Here is a 16,584-nt window from a genome sequence, read left to right on the forward strand (position 1 = left end):
TATAATATGATTTCAGGTATCTTAGTATCACCAGGAATTGCTTTCGGTAAAGCGCTATTACTGAAAGAAGATCCCATCATTATCAATCAGAAAAAAATTATTCCTGAACAAGTCGAACAAGAAATTTCCCGCTTTAAGCAAGGCCGAGACAAATCTTCCGCACAATTAGAAATAATTAGAAAAACAGCCGAAAAAAATCTAGGTGCAGAGAAGGCCGAAATCTTCGAAGGCCATATTATGTTGCTGGAAGATGAAGAGCTAGAGCAAGAAATTATCACCCTTATTAAGAAAAATCTGGCATCAGCAGATGCAGCTGTTTATTCCGTGATTGAAGATCAGGCCAAGGCGCTGGAAGAACTGGATGATGAATATTTGAAAGAGCGAGCTGCCGATGTCCGTGATATTGGCAAGCGCTTGCTGAAAAATATTCTGGATATGCCAATTATCGACTTAGGTTCCATTGAAGAAGAAGCTATTTTGGTTGCCAATGATCTAACCCCTTCAGAAACCGCACAACTCAATCTGGACAAAGTCCTCGGTTTCATCACTGATCTTGGCGGTCGAACTTCCCACACGTCCATCATGGCTCGCTCTTTGGAATTACCCGCCATTGTTGGTACAACCAACGCGACCAAGCAAATCAAAAACGGCAGTTATCTGATTCTGGATGCGGTCAATAACCACATTTATGTGAATCCATCCGATAGCGAAATCGAGAAACTGAAAACCGCGAAAAGTGAGTATCTGACAGAAAAATCCGAACTGGCGAAACTGAAAGACTTACCGGCCATCACATTGGATGGTCACCAAGTTGAAGTTTGCGCTAATATCGGTACGGTGCGTGATGTCCTGGGTGCTGAACGCAATGGTGCTGAAGGTGTCGGCTTATACCGTACTGAATTTCTGTTTATGGATCGCGATTCCCTGCCAACTGAAGACGAACAATTTGAAGCCTACAAAGCAGTTGCGGAAGCTGTTGGTAATCAAGCCATCATGATTCGGACGATGGACATTGGTGGAGATAAAGATCTGCCTTACATGAATCTGCCAAAAGAAGAAAATCCATTCCTCGGCTGGCGTGCGATCCGTATTTGTCTTGACCGTAAAGAAATCTTACATTCTCAATTACGTGCTATCCTGAGAGCTTCTGCATTTGGTAAACTTCGCATTATGTTCCCAATGATTATTTCAGTTGAAGAAATACGGGAATTGAAAGTCGAGCTTACGTTACTGAAAGAGCAGCTATGCAATGAAAACAAGGTATTTGATGAATCGATTGAAGTCGGCATCATGGTGGAAACACCTGCTGCGGCAACCATTGCTAAACATCTTGCAAAAGAAGTTGACTTTTTTAGTATTGGGACAAACGATCTAACTCAGTATACTCTTGCGGTAGACCGTGGTAATGAGCTGATTTCTCATCTTTACAACCCAATGTCACCAGCAGTACTGAGCCTCATCAAGCAGGTTATTGATGCCTCACACGCGGAAGGTAAATGGACTGGCATGTGTGGAGAATTGGCCGGCGATGAACGCGCTACGCTGTTGCTCTTAGGCATGGGGTTGGATGAGTTCAGTATGAGTGCAATATCGATTCCACGCATTAAGAAGATCATCCGTAATACGACTTACGATGATGCAAAAGCGCTGGCAGAACAAGCACTAACTCAGCCAACCGCACAGGAATTGATGGATTTGGTTGATACCTTTACCAGAGAAAAAACACTCTGCTAAAAAATTAGCCGGAATACGGTCCCATTAAAACAATTAGGAGAAGATTTATGGGTCTGCTTGATAAATTAAAATCTCTGGTTTCAGACGATAAAAAAAACAGCGGCAGTATTGAAATTATCGCCCCATTGTCAGGTGAGATAGTCAATATCGAAGATGTTCCGGATGTTGTTTTTGCCGAAAAAATCGTTGGTGATGGTATTGCCATTAAACCAACCGGTAACAAAATTGTTGCTCCTGTTGATGGCACCATTGGTAAAATCTTCGAAACTAACCATGCTTTTTCTATCGAATCAGATAGTGGCATTGAGCTATTTGTCCATTTTGGTATTGATACCGTTGAACTGAAAGGTAAAGGCTTTAAACGCATTGCCGAAGAAGGTCAGCGGGTACAAAAAGGCGATTTGGTTTTAGAGTTTGATCTGGCATTTTTGGAAGAAAGAGCTAAATCAACCTTAACTCCTGTTGTTATTTCTAACATGGACGAAATTAAAGAGTTAACTAAAGTAAGTGGATCAGTTATTGTAGGTGAATCTGTCATCATGCGAATCAAGAAATAACAGAAAAAATCATTGAGGGGATATTTCCCTCTTTTTCTGTTAGACGATTCATTTTAATTGATGAGCTATTTGTGAATCGCCACTGTTTTATCAGGCTGGGCAGTAGAATGTCTGATAAAACAGGGCGGTTTTTTATAGATAAGTCAAATACCAACAAAATTTAATATGTAAAAAATGAAAGGAATACTAATTAAATACCCCAGTAGACAAGTACCTGTCACCACGATCACAAATAATCGCTACAATAACTGAACCTGGATTTTCGGCCGCAATACGTAATGCGCCGGAAACGGCTCCACCTGAGCTGACACCGCAGAAAATGCCTTCCTTTTGCGCCAATAAACGCATTGTAGCTTCCGCTTCTGTCTGGGTAATGTCCAAGATCTGATCTACTAGCTCTTTTTGATAAATACCGGGCATATAGACTGGAGACCAACGGCGAATGCCGGGAATATGGCTATTTTCTGTAGGTTGCAATCCGGTAACTTTCACTTTGTCTGACTGAGATTTCAGATAGCGACTCACACCTGTCACTGTGCCTGTGGTGCCCATGCTGGAAACAAAATGCGTAATCCGTCCTTGTGTTTGCCGCCAGATTTCTGGGCCAGTGCTCTTGAAGTGTGCCAGTGAATTATCTGTATTATTAAATTGATCCAGAACTTTTCCTTCTCCATTTTTCTCCATTTCTTGTGCCAGATCCCGCGCACCTTCTATTCCCAATTCTTTACTGACCAAAATTAATTCAGCGCCGTAAGCTTGCATTGATGCCTGTCTCTCAAGGCTCATATTTTCAGGCATCAATAATTTTAGACGATATCCTTTTACTGCCGCGATCATCGCCAGTGCAATACCGGTATTGCCACTTGTTGCTTCGATCAGAACATCGCCCGGAGCAATTTCTCCGCGCAATTCCGCTTGTTTGATCATAGAAAGTGCAGCCCTGTCTTTCACGGAACCCGCTGGGTTATTGCCTTCCAGCTTCACCCAAATTTCCGCATCAATACTTTCTGTAATTCGCTGTAATTTTACCAGCGGTGTATTACCTATCAATTCTTCCAAGCTTGCCACAGCATTACCTAATTCATATGAGAATGGATAACCAAATAATCATATTAGATAAACTGTAGCAAGATATTAAGCAAAAAAATCCCTGCTTTCTTGCATAACAGGAAATAGGGATTTAAATTTACAGGTTAATTAGATCAGGCAGATTCAGCAAATTGCAAAATCTTTAATGACAACTCACCTGCATATAATCGAGCACCAGTGCCCCCAATAAAATAGCGATTTCCCCTGTCCGGAATGGATGAATTATCTTGCCAAATCACTGACAGGTATTCATCATCACCCCATCCTATCGGCTGAACATATAATAGTGAAAAATGACCGCGCGGATTGACTTCCACGATTTGCACTGGCAAAGGACAGGAAGCTGTTTGCTTGGTACTCAGTGTCATATCCCAAGGGCGAAAAAAGACATCAACATTGCCTTGATGCAGTGGGGTGATATCCAATGGAAAAACTTTCCCACCTATCCAAAGTTGGGAGCCTTTAATTTCACCATTCAGTTTGTTTATTTCACCCATAAATTCAAGGACGAAACGGCTTTCCGGCTCATGCCATACTTGCTGAGGAGTGCTGACCTGTTCAATACGCCCCTGATTCATCAGCACCACTCTGTCAGCCACTTCCATTGCTTCTTCCTGATCATGGGTGACAAATATACTGGTAAATTTCAATTCTTCATGAAGCTGACGTAACCAACGACGCAATTCCATACGTACTTGAGCATCCAATGCGCCAAAAGGCTCATCCAACAAAAGGATCTGTGGCTCAACGGCCAATGCCCTTGCTAATGCCACACGCTGTTTTTGCCCACCAGAAAGCTGCGACGGATAACGTTCTGCCAAATGGGAAAGTTGCACCATCTCCAGTAATGTCATGACCTTGCGACGCAATACTTCAGCGCTGGGACGCTGGCGACGGGGAAATACTGACAGGCCAAAAGCCACGTTATCAAATACCGTCATATGGCGAAATAAGGCATAGTGCTGGAATACAAACCCGACACGCCGATCTTGTGCATGTAATCGGCTGACATCCTGCCCGTGAAATTTCAACTGGCCTGTACTCTGCTGCTCAAGCCCCGCGATGATCCTCAACAATGTCGTTTTTCCTGAACCCGATGGGCCGAGCAGAGCTATCATCTCACCGGATTCAATATCCAGTGAAATTTCATTCAGTATCTGAGATCGACCAAAAGATTTACTGATTTTATTGATTTCAATACTCATACCTCACTCCTTAACTACCCTTGTGGCGGCTTAAACGCCATTGCAATGTACTTTTGACAATCAGAGTAATAATCGCCATCACCGCCAATAAGGCCGCTGCCGTAAACGCGCCGACCGTGTTGTAATCTTGATACAACAGATCAACCTGCAAAGGTAGAGTATAGGTTTCACCGCGAATTGCTCCCGACACCACAGACACAGCACCAAATTCCCCAATCGCCCGGGCATTAGTCAAAACAATGCCATATAATAATGCCCAGCGAATATTTGGTAATGTCACGCGCCAGAACATCTTCCAACCCGATGCTCCCAATAATATGGCGGCTTCATCTCCTTGGTTGCCTTGACTTAACATCACCGGCACCAATTCACGAACAACAAACGGAAACGTTACAAATACCGTCACCAGCACCATACCAGGCCATGAAAACATCAATTGAATGTCATAACCCCCTAGCCAACTACCTAACCAACCCTTGTCACCATAAAACAGAAGATAAAGTAGCCCCGCCACAACTGGCGAAACTGCAAACGGAATATCAATGAATGTCAGCAATAACTGCCTACCGGGGAATTGGAAACGTGTCACCAGCCATGCCGTCGTAACCCCGAAGACCAAATTGAGGGGAACGGTGATAAGCGCAATTATCACTGTCAACCAGATAGCATGCAGCATATCGGGATCGAAAAGGTTCTGGGCAACCATATCGATTCCTTTGGAAAAAGCGGTCAAGAAAATCCATGCTATCGGTATGACCAACAGCAGAACCGAAAAAAGTACGCCAGTGCCGATCAGTAACCACTTCCCCCAATTGATGGAGGGACGTTGTGCCTCTGTGTATTCAGAAACCGATTGCTCAGAAACAGAATGTTCGTAAAATCCAGTCATCAATGTCCTCCTATCCGTTTACCGAAGCGGCTTTGCAATATATTGACGCTAAACAACAATAGTAACGACGCGGCAAGGATGACCGAAGCGATCGCACTGGCAGCCGGGTAATCAAATTCTTGTAGGCGGATAAAGATCATCAGAGAGGCGACTTCGGTTTGCCAGGCAATATTGCCCGCAATGAAAATCACCGCACCAAATTCCCCTAAACTACGCGTAAAAGAGAGTACGGTTCCGGCAACCAATGCAGGTGAAACCTCAGGTAAAATAACCCGCTGAAAAGTTTGCCAACGGCTCGCTCCTAATGTCTGTGCCGCTTCCTCATATTCGGAGCCTAATTCTTCCAGAACAGGCTGAACAGTACGAACAACAAAAGGCAGGCTCGTAAATGCCATTGCAACCGCAATGCCCAGCCAAGTATTAGCAACTTTGATATCGAGGTTGCCAAGCCAGGCACCATACCATCCGGTCGCAGAAAAGAGTGTTGCTAGCGTTAAACCTGCTACGGCTGTCGGTAATGCAAATGGCAAATCCATCAAACCATCAAGTAAACTACGTCCCGGAAATTGATAGCGCGTTAATATCCAAGCCAGCAACATGCCAAAAACCATATTAAACAAACTGGCAACTGCGGCGGCCAATAATGTCACTTTGTAAGCGGCAACAATCTGCGGGTTGATGATAACCTGCCAATATTGCTCCCATGTCATATTGGAAAGCTGTACGACCAGAGCGCTTAATGGCAACAGCAGAATAAGACAGACATAAAATAAGCTATAGCCCAGACTCAGCCCAAATCCGGGCAAAACACGTTTGCTGAATACCGACATTATTTACACCCTTCTATCAATAACTGATCGAGCGTGCCACCAGTATTGAAGTGAGTTTTCATCACTTGAGGCCAATTACCGAATTGGTCTTCAAGGCGAAACAGTTTGGTTGCAGGAAAACGGGATTGCTGTTCTTTCATAACATTTTGATCAATCACACGATAATTAAAGCTGGCGATAATTTGCTGGGCAGCCGGACGATACAGATAATTTAAATACGCTTTGGCAGCCGCTTCAGTACCATTCTTCTGGACATTTTTATCTACCCAGGTCACCGGAAACTCAGCCAGAATATTCACCGGAGGCACAATGACTTGGTAATTATCTTCACCATACTGTTTACGAATATTGTTGACCTCAGATTCAAAGCTAATCAGCACATCCCCTATTTCCCGCTCGATAAAGGAAGTTGTTGCCCCACGACCTCCGGTATCAAACACTTCCACATTTTGTAAAAAACTCAGCATTAGTTGGCGAACTTTAGCGGGATCATGCGGATTTTTTTGCTGAAAAGCCCCCCATGCAGCCAGATAGGTATAGCGTCCATTACCTGAGGTTTTGGGGTTTGGGAAAATGAACTTCACATCATTTCGTACTAAATCTTCCCAAGTCTGGATATGTTTGGGGTTATCTTTGCGTACCAGAAAAGCCATTGTGGAATAATAAGGGGAGCTATTATTCGGCAAACGCTGCTGCCAGTTGGCGGGAATGAGATTGCTGTGATCGTGCAAAACCTGAACATCTGTGACTTGGTTATAAGTAACAACATCAGCCCGCAATCCATGCAGAATAGTTAATGCCTGTTTAGATGAACCGCCATGGGATTGTTTGATGGCCAATTTATCCTGTGGGTTCTGCGCATTCCATTGCTTTTTGAATTCAGAATTCAAGCGAGAGAATAATTCTCGCCCAATGTCGTAAGAACTATTCAACAGCTCGACAGACAAGGTGCTGGAGCTATAAGCGTTGAGGCTGGCAAAAAGCAATAAGGTAGCTACTTTGCCCAATAGTTTATTTTTTATTGTTATTATTTTCATCCAACACCTTACTCGTCACGTTATTTGACAATCCTCTCTTTACTGTATCCAGAATCTTTATAACAAGGTAGTTTACTAGCCTATGTTTTATATACCGAATTTTTATGAGAAATGATGAAAAGCAATAAGGTGTAGGAAAAGACTTTTTTACTTGATATCAAACCATTTTTTGGAATTTTATCAAGATTTCCAAACAATACGTGAAACTTTCCAATTCTTCAGAACATCATCAGAAGGCATTAATCCTTCAGGGCCATCCCAAATTCCGGTAAAAACATAGCTGACGTGCTGGCTTTGCGGAGCAGTACAAACAACAGTAGGCTGTATAGTAAGATCATGGGATCGCTGACATTCCCCAAATGCCTTTTTATACAGATCAGAGAAAGGAATTCCTATTTTCGCCCCCCAAACTGTTTTAATCCCGTCATCCAATATATCAATACGATTAACTTTACCATCAACCAGACCGTGAAATTCCAATTTCACCTGACCATCTTTCATGCCCTGAACCACACTGACCAACTTACCATTTTGCATTTCCATGCCACTACGCAAACGGTATTTTCCCGCCAAACTTTGTTCGATCGCGGATTGAGTCATATCTGTTTGTTTATTGATTTTCCCCATTCCTTGCTCAGAAACACTCAAGGAACTGCCAAACCAGTTAAAAGGCGATAAGGCAGTAGGCCATGATGCTCTTAATGTTCCAGCACAGGCAGTTAACAACAAAGAACAGCCTACTAAGCTAGTAGCTACCATAATCTTTTTATATTTTAAATGACTATGTTTTAAATACTTATGCTTGGAACACTTAAATGCAAAAATTTTATTCATCATTGTTTTCTTACCTTTATCTCTATGGAACTCTGACTTGATGTCTATCAGACCACATTTTCAAAAAAACATTCAGTTGTGAATATACAACCGTTCATAAACAAACATACAATAAAAATGTTTAAAAAATATTATTTATTAAGCATTTAGCATCTATTTACAAAATAAACGGTATGCTTAAAAGGCATTAAGTTTCTATCTATTATCCACGATATATCTGAAACATTCTATTTTAACCGCCAATTATCTTAGTATATAACTCAGGAGAAAAATTATGTTAGATTTTAATCATACAAAAAATATTGATTATCAGAATGAATCTAACTGGATTGTATTGAAAGGCACTTCTAAACAGAAATATCAATGCTATTTGATATGTAAGAATAAAGAAGAAGATATTAAAGTAATTCCTCACATCAACAAGGACAAGAAAAAAACTATAACTTTAGAAAATCGCCTTGTTGTAAAAAACAGATACATGAGAAAACTGGTAAATTATATTAAGACCATAGCAAAAAAAATAATAGCCAAATAGCATAATACTATCCAGCCATCTCATGGTTTATATATTTAATAAACAGTTCAATCGATAATCAGGCGCTTGCTAAACATCATATTTTCTTGGCCTAAATAATCATATTCCATCTTTTCACACATACAGATTGTTGCATCATTCTCTTCTGGAACCATAATCAAAATACTTGGACAACCTCTTGCCAATAATTTTTTTTCAAGGCGGGAAATCAGCGCATTAGCTATTCCCCTACCCCTGAACTCAGGATGAACTCCCAGATAATAGGCATGACCACGATGCCCATCATAACCGCCCATCACTGTACCAACTACTTCCCCCGCAACTTCAGCAACCAGAAATAAATCAGCATTATGGGTGAGTTTACGCTCAATATCTATTTCTGGATCATCATCAGAGTTAATCAAATCACAACGTTCCCAAAGTGTGATAACGGCTTCAAAATCGTCTTGCCGAAATACTCGAATTTCCATAGTTAGTAAGCCTATTTAATAAGCAATTGAATCAACGTTAATTATCACTGCTTTTATTTTGGAATCAATATGAAAATGCGTTTGCTGGTACTAACAGGTATACTGCTGGTCTTCATAACTAACCAAAATGAAAGCAGAAATGAATATACCTAATATATATCAAGTGAAGACTTTTTTCCTCTCATTGCAGGATCACATCTGCAAGCAACTGGAACAGCTTGATGGTCAATCAACTTTCATGGAAGACTGTTGGCAACGAGAAGAAGGCGGTGGTGGACGGAGCCGTGTGTTAACTGAAGGTAAGGTTTTTGAAAAAGCTGGGGTGAACTTCTCACATATAGCAGGGGCTTCAATGCCGGCTTCTGCCACAGCCCATCGTCCAGAGTTGGCGGGTCGCAGTTATCAGGCCATGGGTGTTTCCCTTGTCATTCATCCAATTAATCCCTATGTTCCAACGAGTCATGCCAATGTGCGTTTCTTTATTGCTGAAAAAGAAGGCGAGCCTCCTGTATGGTGGTTTGGTGGTGGTTTTGATCTCACGCCTTATTATGGTTTTGAAGAAGATGCTATTCATTGGCACACCGTCGCCAAAAATTTATGTCAGCCTTTTGGCGATGATATTTATCCCAAATATAAAAAATGGTGTGATGATTACTTTTTTATAAAACACCGAAATGAACCTCGTGGCATTGGTGGTTTATTTTATGACGATTTAAATATGCCTGATTTTAATATCAGTTTTAGTTTCACGCAAGCTGTCGGAAATGGATTTCTATCTGCTTATTTACCTATTGTAGAACGAAGAAAATATATCGCTTGGGGTGATCGTGAAAGACAGTTCCAGTTATATCGCCGAAGCCGTTATGTTGAATTTAATCTTGTCTGGGATAGGGGAACTCTCTTTGGCTTGCAGAGTGGTGGAAGAACTGAATCAATATTAATGTCCATGCCCCCATTAGTACGTTGGGAATATGGTTACTCTCCAGAAATTGACTCTCCTGAATCTGAGTTATACACTTCATTTCTAATAAAAAAAGATTGGGTATGACAATTAAAAACAGGAATATAAGGCAATCTCTTTATTCCTGTTTTATACCTTGTTTTAAAAAAATAATTTTAAATTCCTAGCGTATTTATCATAACACTGATAAAAAAATTTATTATTTTTCATTAGCAATACCCTGCCATAAAAAATCAATACTCATACTAATGACTCTCCTATTAATTACAGCTAGTATTCAGATTCGGGCCCGAAAAAAAACACACACAACATCTAAAGACAAAAAAGGGTATTATTATGAGCAATAATCAAACTAATATATATAGCTTAATTCCTCCATTTGTTTTAGAACATATCTCTGAAGATTGTGATACATGTACTAATCAATATGTATTAAAAACATTAGATCACGTTTATCAATTAATGCATGCTCCTGCTGAAGAAACTATATCTCAACAGGAAAACCTAGCAGGCAAAGATGATAAACTGCACCGTACTATCTATAATGCTAAAAATAAAGAGAAGTTTCCTGGGGAAGAATTATCTCGCAGTGAAGGAATGTCAGAAAGTTCAGATGTTGCAGTTAATGAAGCATATGATTATCTTGGCAAGACTCATGAGTTCTATAAAACAGTTTTCGGTCGCAATTCTCTTGATAACAAAGGGATAAAGTTAATTGCTACAGTACACTATGGTACAAACTATCTGAATGCATTCTGGTCCAGAAAACAAATGGTATTTGGTGATGGTGATGGAAAATATTTCAATCGTTTTACCTCTGCCATTGATATCATAGCCCATGAATTGACGCATGGTGTCATAGAAAGTGAAGCAGGACTGGATTATATCTATCAATCTGGTGCGTTGAATGAATCTATCGCAGATGTATTTGGTATTATGGTTAAACAATATTTCAATAACCAAAAAGCCGATGAGTCAAATTGGTTATTAGGCGAAGGTTTATTAGGAGAAAAATTTAATCCAGATAACAAACCCGATGTCGCTTTACGCACCTTTATTAAACCAGGAACAGCATTTTCTGGAGATAAACAAGTTGGTCATATGGATCAATATGAAGAACTTCCTTTCATCATTGACAATGGAGGAGTTCACATATATTCAGGCATTCCCAACAGAGCATTTTATTTAGTAGCAATGGAATTAGGAGGCTATACCTGGGAAAAAGCGGGTAAGATTTGGTATAAAGCATTATTGGATAATCGCCTGTCTTCAGATGCAGATTTTGAGGATTTCGCCAAACTAACCGTTGATAATGCAGAGCATTTATTTGATAAAAAAACAGCAAACATTGTCAGTAACTGCTGGAAAGAAGTTGGCATTCTACTTTCCAAAAAAAATTAAATTAATTAAATATCAATTAAAATTATTACCAGTAACATCAATATAATATTGAAAATAGATAATAAAGGGTTAAGGACAACCCTTTATTATCTTTATAAATTAACATATCAAACCAAAAAAAATCACTCATTAGTAGCCAATTATACCATTTAGACTCATAATTAACATAGGCTACAATATATTTAACACCTAAATATTTATAACATCTAAAATAAGGATATTATTATGCGAAAAAATCAAGATAAACTAAACAAATCCGGTATCATTCCACCATATTTATTAGAATATGTTGTTAAAATCTGTGGTCAATTCGATAAAGCACATATATTAAAAACATTAGATCATGTTTACAATCTAATGAATAACCCTGTTGAAATAGATACTTTAGCTCATAGATATCAGCCAGGTGCTGATAATAAATTAAATAGAACTATTTACAATGCTGAACATGATAATCAATATCCAGGAAAAATATTAATTTTACGCGAAGGCATGACTGTAATCGATGATATTTCAGCCACTGAAGCTTATAATTATCTTGGTAAGACATATGAATTTTATAAGGAAATTTTTGGTCGTAATTCAATTAATAATCAAGGTATTAAATTAGTTGCCACTGTTCATTATCAGAAAAATTATATGAATGCATTTTGGGATAATAATCAAATGATCTTCGGTGATGGTTATGCTCCTTACTTTAATAATTTTACATCGTGTATTGATATTACTGCACATGAATTAACCCACGGAGTAATTGAAAGTGAAGCAAATCTTGATTATGCCTATCAGTCAGGTGCATTAAACGAATCTATCTCAGATGTATTCGGTATTATGGTGAAACAGTATGCTAATAACCAAAAAGTCAACGAATCTGATTGGTTGATAGGTCAAGGGATATTTGGTCCTGCACTCAACCCGGACAATGACCCTAATATTGCCTTGCGCTCATTCAAAAATCCTGGTGCAGCAAATCCAAAAGATAACCAAGTTGGTCATATGGACCAATATCAAGATTTATCCGTCAGAGATGACAACGGGGGTGTCCACAAATATTCAGGCATTCCTAATAAGGCATTCTATTTATTGGCAATCACATTGGGAGGATATTCATGGGAGCAAGCCGGAAAAATTTGGTACAACACATTATTGGATAAACGTTTATCCCATAAAGCCAGTTTTAATGATTTTGCACAGCTAACCGTTGACAATGCTAATATATTATTTGATAAGAAAATTTCAAATATTGTGACTCATTCGTGGAATCAAGTCGGAATACTGCTTTAATCATTAAAGACCAGGGAAGGTCTTGATTATATTTAAATATCCTACACTTCCTCTACTCACGCCTACCGTCTGAACCAGATTTTTAATCTTTTTTAAACTTACAAATCATCAATAAAACACCATCCTCTACTTAATTAAATCAATTATTTTACTACTTTAACTCATATCATAAAAATTTACATTTTTAGTAGTGACTAACATGGTTAATTTAGTTACCATTTAGGTTAATCAAATATAAACCAACACGACAACATATACAAAAAAGGTATTATTATGAGTAACAATAAATCTAGCAAACAAAATATAATCCCTCCTTATTTATTGGAATATATTGCAAAAACCTGTGATGATAATGATAAAGAAGGTATTTTGAATACATTAGAGCATGTTAATAAACTAATGGAAAAATCAATCTATGAAGCCTCCTCAGATCCTAAAGATGACCCTGTATTCTATAAAAATAGAAATATTCCTAAACCAGAAGGAAAAGGCAGCTATCAATTATCAGGAAAATAAATTTGGGAAGGAGATTTTTTTAAAATAAATCTTATTTTAGAAAAGCATTTCATCATAGAAACAAGTAAGGATGCTAAAAAAGACTTGGTTGAAATGAAGTGAGATATAGCATTACTCGTTGATTTATATGCCATTTAAGATATTCAATAATAAAAACACCCAAATTAATGCAATCAGACATACCATAAATTAATTGATGTTCTTGAAAAATCTTTTCAACTAATTAACTTTACTTTTAAAATTATTTTTAATGTTTATGATAGTCAAATTTTTTCTTAGAAAGAAGAAATCGAAAAATCACAAGGTTATGCTTTTTTATTTAAAAATAAAAAGTCATAAATTCACTCAATAATAAAGGGCTGAAATAGCCCTTTATTTCTGAAACAGCCCTTATTTATAGCAGGATTTTTAAATAATTAACGTTTTTTCAGATGTTCCATCAAGCGCTTACGTTTACGGAGCTGAGTTGCTGTTAATGTATTTTTCTTATCCGCATAAGGGTTGGCCCCTTCTTTAAATTGAATGCGGATAGGTGTTCCCATTACCTTCAAAGAACGGCGGAAATAATTCATCAGATAACGCTTATAAGAATCCGGTAAATTCGTCACCTGATTACCATGGATAACCACGATAGGCGGGTTATATCCACCAGCATGAGCATATTTCATTTTCACTCTGCGACCGCGAATCATCGGTGGTTGATGATCATCTTCTGCCATGCGCATTATACGGGTCAATAAGGAAGTGTTAACGCGGCGGGTAGCGCTTTCATAAGCTTCCAGAATTGACTCAAATAAATTCCCAACACCGCTACCATGTAGTGCAGAAATAAAGTGAACACGAGCAAAATCAACAAAGCCAAGACGTAGATCAAGCATATCTTTGACGTGATCTTTATCTTCCTGACTCATGCCATCCCATTTGTTTACAGCGATAACCAGAGAACGACCACTGTTAAGAATAAAACCAAGCAGAGAGAGATCTTGATCAGAAATGCCTTCACGAGCGTCCACTACCAGCAATACAACATTGGCATCTTCAATCGCCTGAAGCGTTTTAATCACAGAGAATTTTTCAACTGTTTCAGTGACTTTCCCACGCTTACGAACGCCCGCTGTATCAATCAAAATATATTCACGGTCATCACGCTCCATGGGAATATAAATGCTGTCACGGGTTGTTCCCGGCATATCATAAACGATAACACGTTCTTCACCCAGAATACGGTTGGTTAATGTGGATTTACCCACATTAGGGCGGCCAACAATCGCAAGTTTCAAAGGCAAGGTTGTAGGATCAAATGCTTCCTCTTCTTCCTGTTCAGCAGAAATATCCAGCTCAGCTTGCTCCATTTCTGCCCAATAAGCTGCGTTAGCTTCTTCTTCAGTCAGTTCTACTTCTTCCGTGTCTTCTTTATCAGAAAACGGCAACAGCGCATGTTCAATCAGTTGTGTCACGCCACGACCATGAGAAGCAGCAATGGAATAAATATCCCCTAGCCCCAGTGAATAAAATTCAGCTACAGAGGTATCAATATCAATACCATCTGTTTTATTCGCCACCAGGAAAGTTGCTTTTTCACGGCTACGCAGGTGATTAGCAATCGCATGGTCAGCGGGCATCAGCCCCGATCGGGCGTCAACCATAAAGAGAACGATATCAGCCTCTTCTATGGCCATAAGAGATTGCGTAGCCATATGCGTTTCTACGCCATCTTCTGTACCATCGATACCTCCCGTATCAATGATGATGAACTCCTGCCCTTCAACCTCTGCCCGTCCATACTTACGATCACGGGTTAAGCCAGGGAAGTCCGCTACCAGCGCATCTCTGGTTCGGGTTAATCGGTTAAATAAGGTGGATTTTCCAACATTGGGACGCCCAACCAGCGCAACGACAGGTATCATTTTTTTGATGCCTCATAACTAAATTTAAATCGATATCCTGCTGAAAGTGCCCTTTCAATGTTGTTCACCACAGCAAGATAAAAGATACTAAAAAGACGAAACGGCCCCTGTTACTATTCAGGAGCCGTATAATTTCGTGTTAATTAAAACACACTCTGGAATTAGCGAGTATACAGGTAAACTGTCCCGTCCTTCGCTTGTATCATCAGTTTATCGCTGGCAACAACCGGGCGGCTCAGCAGGCCAGAACTATCAACCTTGTGCTGCACCACAAATTTGCCATCAGCCATATTCAACCAATGCAGATAACCTTCACCATCACCAACAACCAGATAACCATTATACATTTCTGGAGCTGTCAGGTTACGGTGCAAGAGAGCATTCTGCGACCATAAAGTCACACCATCACTCTTGCGCAAGGATAAGATACGGTCATTTTGATCAACAATGAAAATATTGCTGTCAGTGATAACCATATCATTCACCGATCCTAGTTCACGTTTCCAAATGATCTGACCTGAACGCATATCCATTGCCACTAAATTGCCGTTATAAGCAATGGCATAGATAATATTGTCAGAAATGACCGGGGTCATATCAATATCATTCAGGCGAGCTATTTCGGTAGAACCCGTTACCTGAGAAATACGCTGTTGCCAAATCAGTTGCCCCTGAGACAGCAAAACGGCACTGATCCGGCCATTGTCTCCACCTACAACGGCCGCACCATAGGCTACGGCAGGAGCAGATTCACCACGAACTGATAATGAAGGCGTATTCATGTTAACTGACCAAGCAACGCTACCATCAGTTTCGTTCAATGCCTGCAACATACCATTGCCAGTATGAATCAAAACAAAGCCATCACTCACTACAGGACGGGACAACGCTTCACCAGCAACCGTTGATTCCCATTCAATTTTGCCGTTCGTTGTATCCAGTGCGACGACTTTTGCCTTTTCTGTTCCGACATACAATCGATTACCGGATACAGTCAAACCACCAGAAAGCAGCGCTGGCAAGCGAGATGAGAGTAAACCTGCTTTTTCTGACAGATCTATTGCCCACAACTCTTTGCCGCTGTCTATATCAAGTGCTTTGATAACCCCATTACGATCAGCAACGTAAACCGTTGAACCCTGCCAAGCTGGTGATAAATGAGAGTAATACTGCCCAGTGCCACTCCCAACGGATTTATCCCAAACGATACGAGGTTTGAATTGATTTTCAACCTTCGGCAACGGTGACATTGTTACCGTATCCTGTTCGCTTGAACAACCTGCCAGCAGAACAGAAGCAACCAGCCCAACTAAGAGTGTTTTTCGCAGTTGCATT

16 protein-coding genes are annotated in these 16,584 nt (G+C 39.8%); 7 read left to right on the forward strand and 9 right to left on the reverse strand.

From position 1 onward, the window contains the following. The first annotated feature begins 6 nt into the window (after positions 1-6). Together ptsI and crr are read left to right on the forward strand one after the other, a co-directional pair. Complete coding sequence (ptsI, locus tag BM135_RS06965; protein ID WP_092519057.1) at positions 7-1,734, forward strand: phosphoenolpyruvate-protein phosphotransferase PtsI; 1,728 nt, start codon at positions 7-9, stop codon at positions 1,732-1,734. 47 nt (positions 1,735-1,781) lie between these two features. Next, entirely contained in the window at positions 1,782-2,291 is a 510-nt protein-coding gene (gene crr, locus BM135_RS06970; protein WP_092519058.1) for a PTS glucose transporter subunit IIA, read from the forward strand. 186 nt (positions 2,292-2,477) lie between these two features. Here crr and cysM read toward each other — a convergent pair whose 3' ends face one another. From cysM to BM135_RS07000, 6 genes are all read right to left on the reverse strand, one after another. Next, positions 2,478-3,359 (reverse strand): cysteine synthase CysM, encoded by an 882-nt coding sequence (cysM, locus tag BM135_RS06975; RefSeq protein ID WP_092519059.1) that lies wholly within the window; start codon positions 3,357-3,359, stop codon positions 2,478-2,480. 134 nt (positions 3,360-3,493) lie between these two features. Next, the gene (gene cysA, locus BM135_RS06980; RefSeq protein WP_092519060.1) at positions 3,494-4,585 is read right to left on the reverse strand and encodes a sulfate/thiosulfate ABC transporter ATP-binding protein CysA; all 1,092 of its coding nucleotides are present in this window, start codon (positions 4,583-4,585) and stop codon (positions 3,494-3,496) included. A 10-nt stretch (positions 4,586-4,595) separates the two neighbouring features. Then, positions 4,596-5,474, reverse strand: coding sequence for a sulfate/thiosulfate ABC transporter permease CysW (gene cysW, locus BM135_RS06985; protein ID WP_092519061.1), 879 nt, complete (start codon positions 5,472-5,474; stop codon positions 4,596-4,598). Continuing rightward, positions 5,474-6,304 carry a sulfate/thiosulfate ABC transporter permease CysT gene (gene cysT / locus BM135_RS06990; protein WP_092519062.1) on the reverse strand — a complete coding sequence of 277 codons (831 nt, stop codon included), beginning with the start codon at positions 6,302-6,304 and terminating at the stop codon, positions 5,474-5,476. Before cysT ends, cysW begins: the two co-directional genes overlap by 1 nt. Further along, on the reverse strand, positions 6,304-7,341 hold the full coding sequence (cysP, locus tag BM135_RS06995; RefSeq protein WP_092519063.1) for a thiosulfate ABC transporter substrate-binding protein CysP: 1,038 nt from the start codon (positions 7,339-7,341) through the stop codon (positions 6,304-6,306). The genes cysT and cysP overlap by 1 nt, the downstream gene beginning before the upstream one ends. 180 nt (positions 7,342-7,521) lie before the next feature. After that, a complete protein-coding gene (locus tag BM135_RS07000; protein WP_175486005.1) occupies positions 7,522-8,100 on the reverse strand; it encodes an RpoE-regulated lipoprotein in 579 nt (192 codons plus the stop codon). A 349-nt stretch (positions 8,101-8,449) separates the two neighbouring features. Between BM135_RS07000 and BM135_RS07005 the strand changes: the two genes are divergently transcribed. After that, positions 8,450-8,710: a hypothetical protein gene (locus BM135_RS07005; RefSeq protein WP_092519064.1), complete on the forward strand. Its 261-nt coding sequence runs from the start codon at positions 8,450-8,452 to the stop codon at positions 8,708-8,710. A 47-nt stretch (positions 8,711-8,757) separates the two neighbouring features. Here BM135_RS07005 and BM135_RS07010 read toward each other — a convergent pair whose 3' ends face one another. Then, positions 8,758-9,180, reverse strand: coding sequence for a GNAT family acetyltransferase (locus BM135_RS07010; RefSeq protein ID WP_092519065.1), 423 nt, complete (start codon positions 9,178-9,180; stop codon positions 8,758-8,760). Positions 9,181-9,319: 139 nt separating this feature from the next. On the opposite strand from BM135_RS07010, the gene hemF reads away from it, so the two are divergent. The 4 genes from hemF to BM135_RS07030 all read left to right on the forward strand — a co-directional run bounded on the left by hemF (position 9,320) and on the right by BM135_RS07030 (position 13,342). Further along, positions 9,320-10,228, forward strand: a complete 909-nt coding sequence (gene hemF, locus BM135_RS07015) for an oxygen-dependent coproporphyrinogen oxidase (protein WP_092519118.1) — start codon at positions 9,320-9,322, stop codon at positions 10,226-10,228. 249 nt (positions 10,229-10,477) lie between these two features. Further along, complete coding sequence (locus tag BM135_RS07020; protein WP_092519066.1) at positions 10,478-11,542, forward strand: M4 family metallopeptidase; 1,065 nt, start codon at positions 10,478-10,480, stop codon at positions 11,540-11,542. 225 nt (positions 11,543-11,767) lie between these two features. After that, positions 11,768-12,826 carry a M4 family metallopeptidase gene (locus BM135_RS07025; RefSeq protein ID WP_092519067.1) on the forward strand — a complete coding sequence of 353 codons (1,059 nt, stop codon included), beginning with the start codon at positions 11,768-11,770 and terminating at the stop codon, positions 12,824-12,826. A 273-nt stretch (positions 12,827-13,099) separates the two neighbouring features. Beyond that, on the forward strand, positions 13,100-13,342 hold the full coding sequence (locus BM135_RS07030) for a protealysin propeptide domain-containing protein (protein ID WP_092519068.1): 243 nt from the start codon (positions 13,100-13,102) through the stop codon (positions 13,340-13,342). 416 nt (positions 13,343-13,758) lie between these two features. Here BM135_RS07030 and der read toward each other — a convergent pair whose 3' ends face one another. Both der and bamB read right to left on the reverse strand, forming a co-directional pair. Continuing rightward, a complete protein-coding gene (gene der / locus BM135_RS07035; protein ID WP_092519069.1) occupies positions 13,759-15,249 on the reverse strand; it encodes a ribosome biogenesis GTPase Der in 1,491 nt (496 codons plus the stop codon). A gap of 161 nt (positions 15,250-15,410) precedes the next feature. Next, positions 15,411-16,583, reverse strand: a complete 1,173-nt coding sequence (gene bamB, locus BM135_RS07040; protein ID WP_092519070.1) for an outer membrane protein assembly factor BamB — start codon at positions 16,581-16,583, stop codon at positions 15,411-15,413. Position 16,584: the final 1 nt, after the last annotated feature.

The organism is Xenorhabdus japonica (assembly GCF_900115195.1).
Lineage (GTDB): Bacteria > Pseudomonadota > Gammaproteobacteria > Enterobacterales > Enterobacteriaceae > Xenorhabdus > Xenorhabdus japonica.

Bases quoted from the DNA above. Each gene is read 5' to 3' on its own strand.
- ptsI (WP_092519057.1), top strand. From the start codon at position 7: ATGATTTCAGGTATCTTAGTATCACCAGGAATTGCTTTCGGTAAAGCG.
- crr (WP_092519058.1), top strand. From the start codon at position 1,782: ATGGGTCTGCTTGATAAATTAAAATCTCTGGTTTCAGACGATAAAAAA.
- cysA (WP_092519060.1), bottom strand. From the start codon at position 4,585: ATGAGTATTGAAATCAATAAAATCAGTAAATCTTTTGGTCGATCTCAG.
- cysW (WP_092519061.1), bottom strand. From the start codon at position 5,474: ATGACTGGATTTTACGAACATTCTGTTTCTGAGCAATCGGTTTCTGAA.
- cysT (WP_092519062.1), bottom strand. From the start codon at position 6,304: ATGTCGGTATTCAGCAAACGTGTTTTGCCCGGATTTGGGCTGAGTCTG.
- cysP (WP_092519063.1), bottom strand. From the start codon at position 7,341: ATGAAAATAATAACAATAAAAAATAAACTATTGGGCAAAGTAGCTACC.
- BM135_RS07000 (WP_175486005.1), bottom strand. From the start codon at position 8,100: ATGGTAGCTACTAGCTTAGTAGGCTGTTCTTTGTTGTTAACTGCCTGT.
- BM135_RS07005 (WP_092519064.1), top strand. From the start codon at position 8,450: ATGTTAGATTTTAATCATACAAAAAATATTGATTATCAGAATGAATCT.
- BM135_RS07010 (WP_092519065.1), bottom strand. From the start codon at position 9,180: ATGGAAATTCGAGTATTTCGGCAAGACGATTTTGAAGCCGTTATCACA.
- hemF (WP_092519118.1), top strand. From the start codon at position 9,320: ATGAATATACCTAATATATATCAAGTGAAGACTTTTTTCCTCTCATTG.
- BM135_RS07020 (WP_092519066.1), top strand. From the start codon at position 10,478: ATGAGCAATAATCAAACTAATATATATAGCTTAATTCCTCCATTTGTT.
- BM135_RS07025 (WP_092519067.1), top strand. From the start codon at position 11,768: ATGCGAAAAAATCAAGATAAACTAAACAAATCCGGTATCATTCCACCA.
- BM135_RS07030 (WP_092519068.1), top strand. From the start codon at position 13,100: ATGAGTAACAATAAATCTAGCAAACAAAATATAATCCCTCCTTATTTA.
- der (WP_092519069.1), bottom strand. From the start codon at position 15,249: ATGATACCTGTCGTTGCGCTGGTTGGGCGTCCCAATGTTGGAAAATCC.
- bamB (WP_092519070.1), bottom strand. From the start codon at position 16,583: ATGCAACTGCGAAAAACACTCTTAGTTGGGCTGGTTGCTTCTGTTCTG.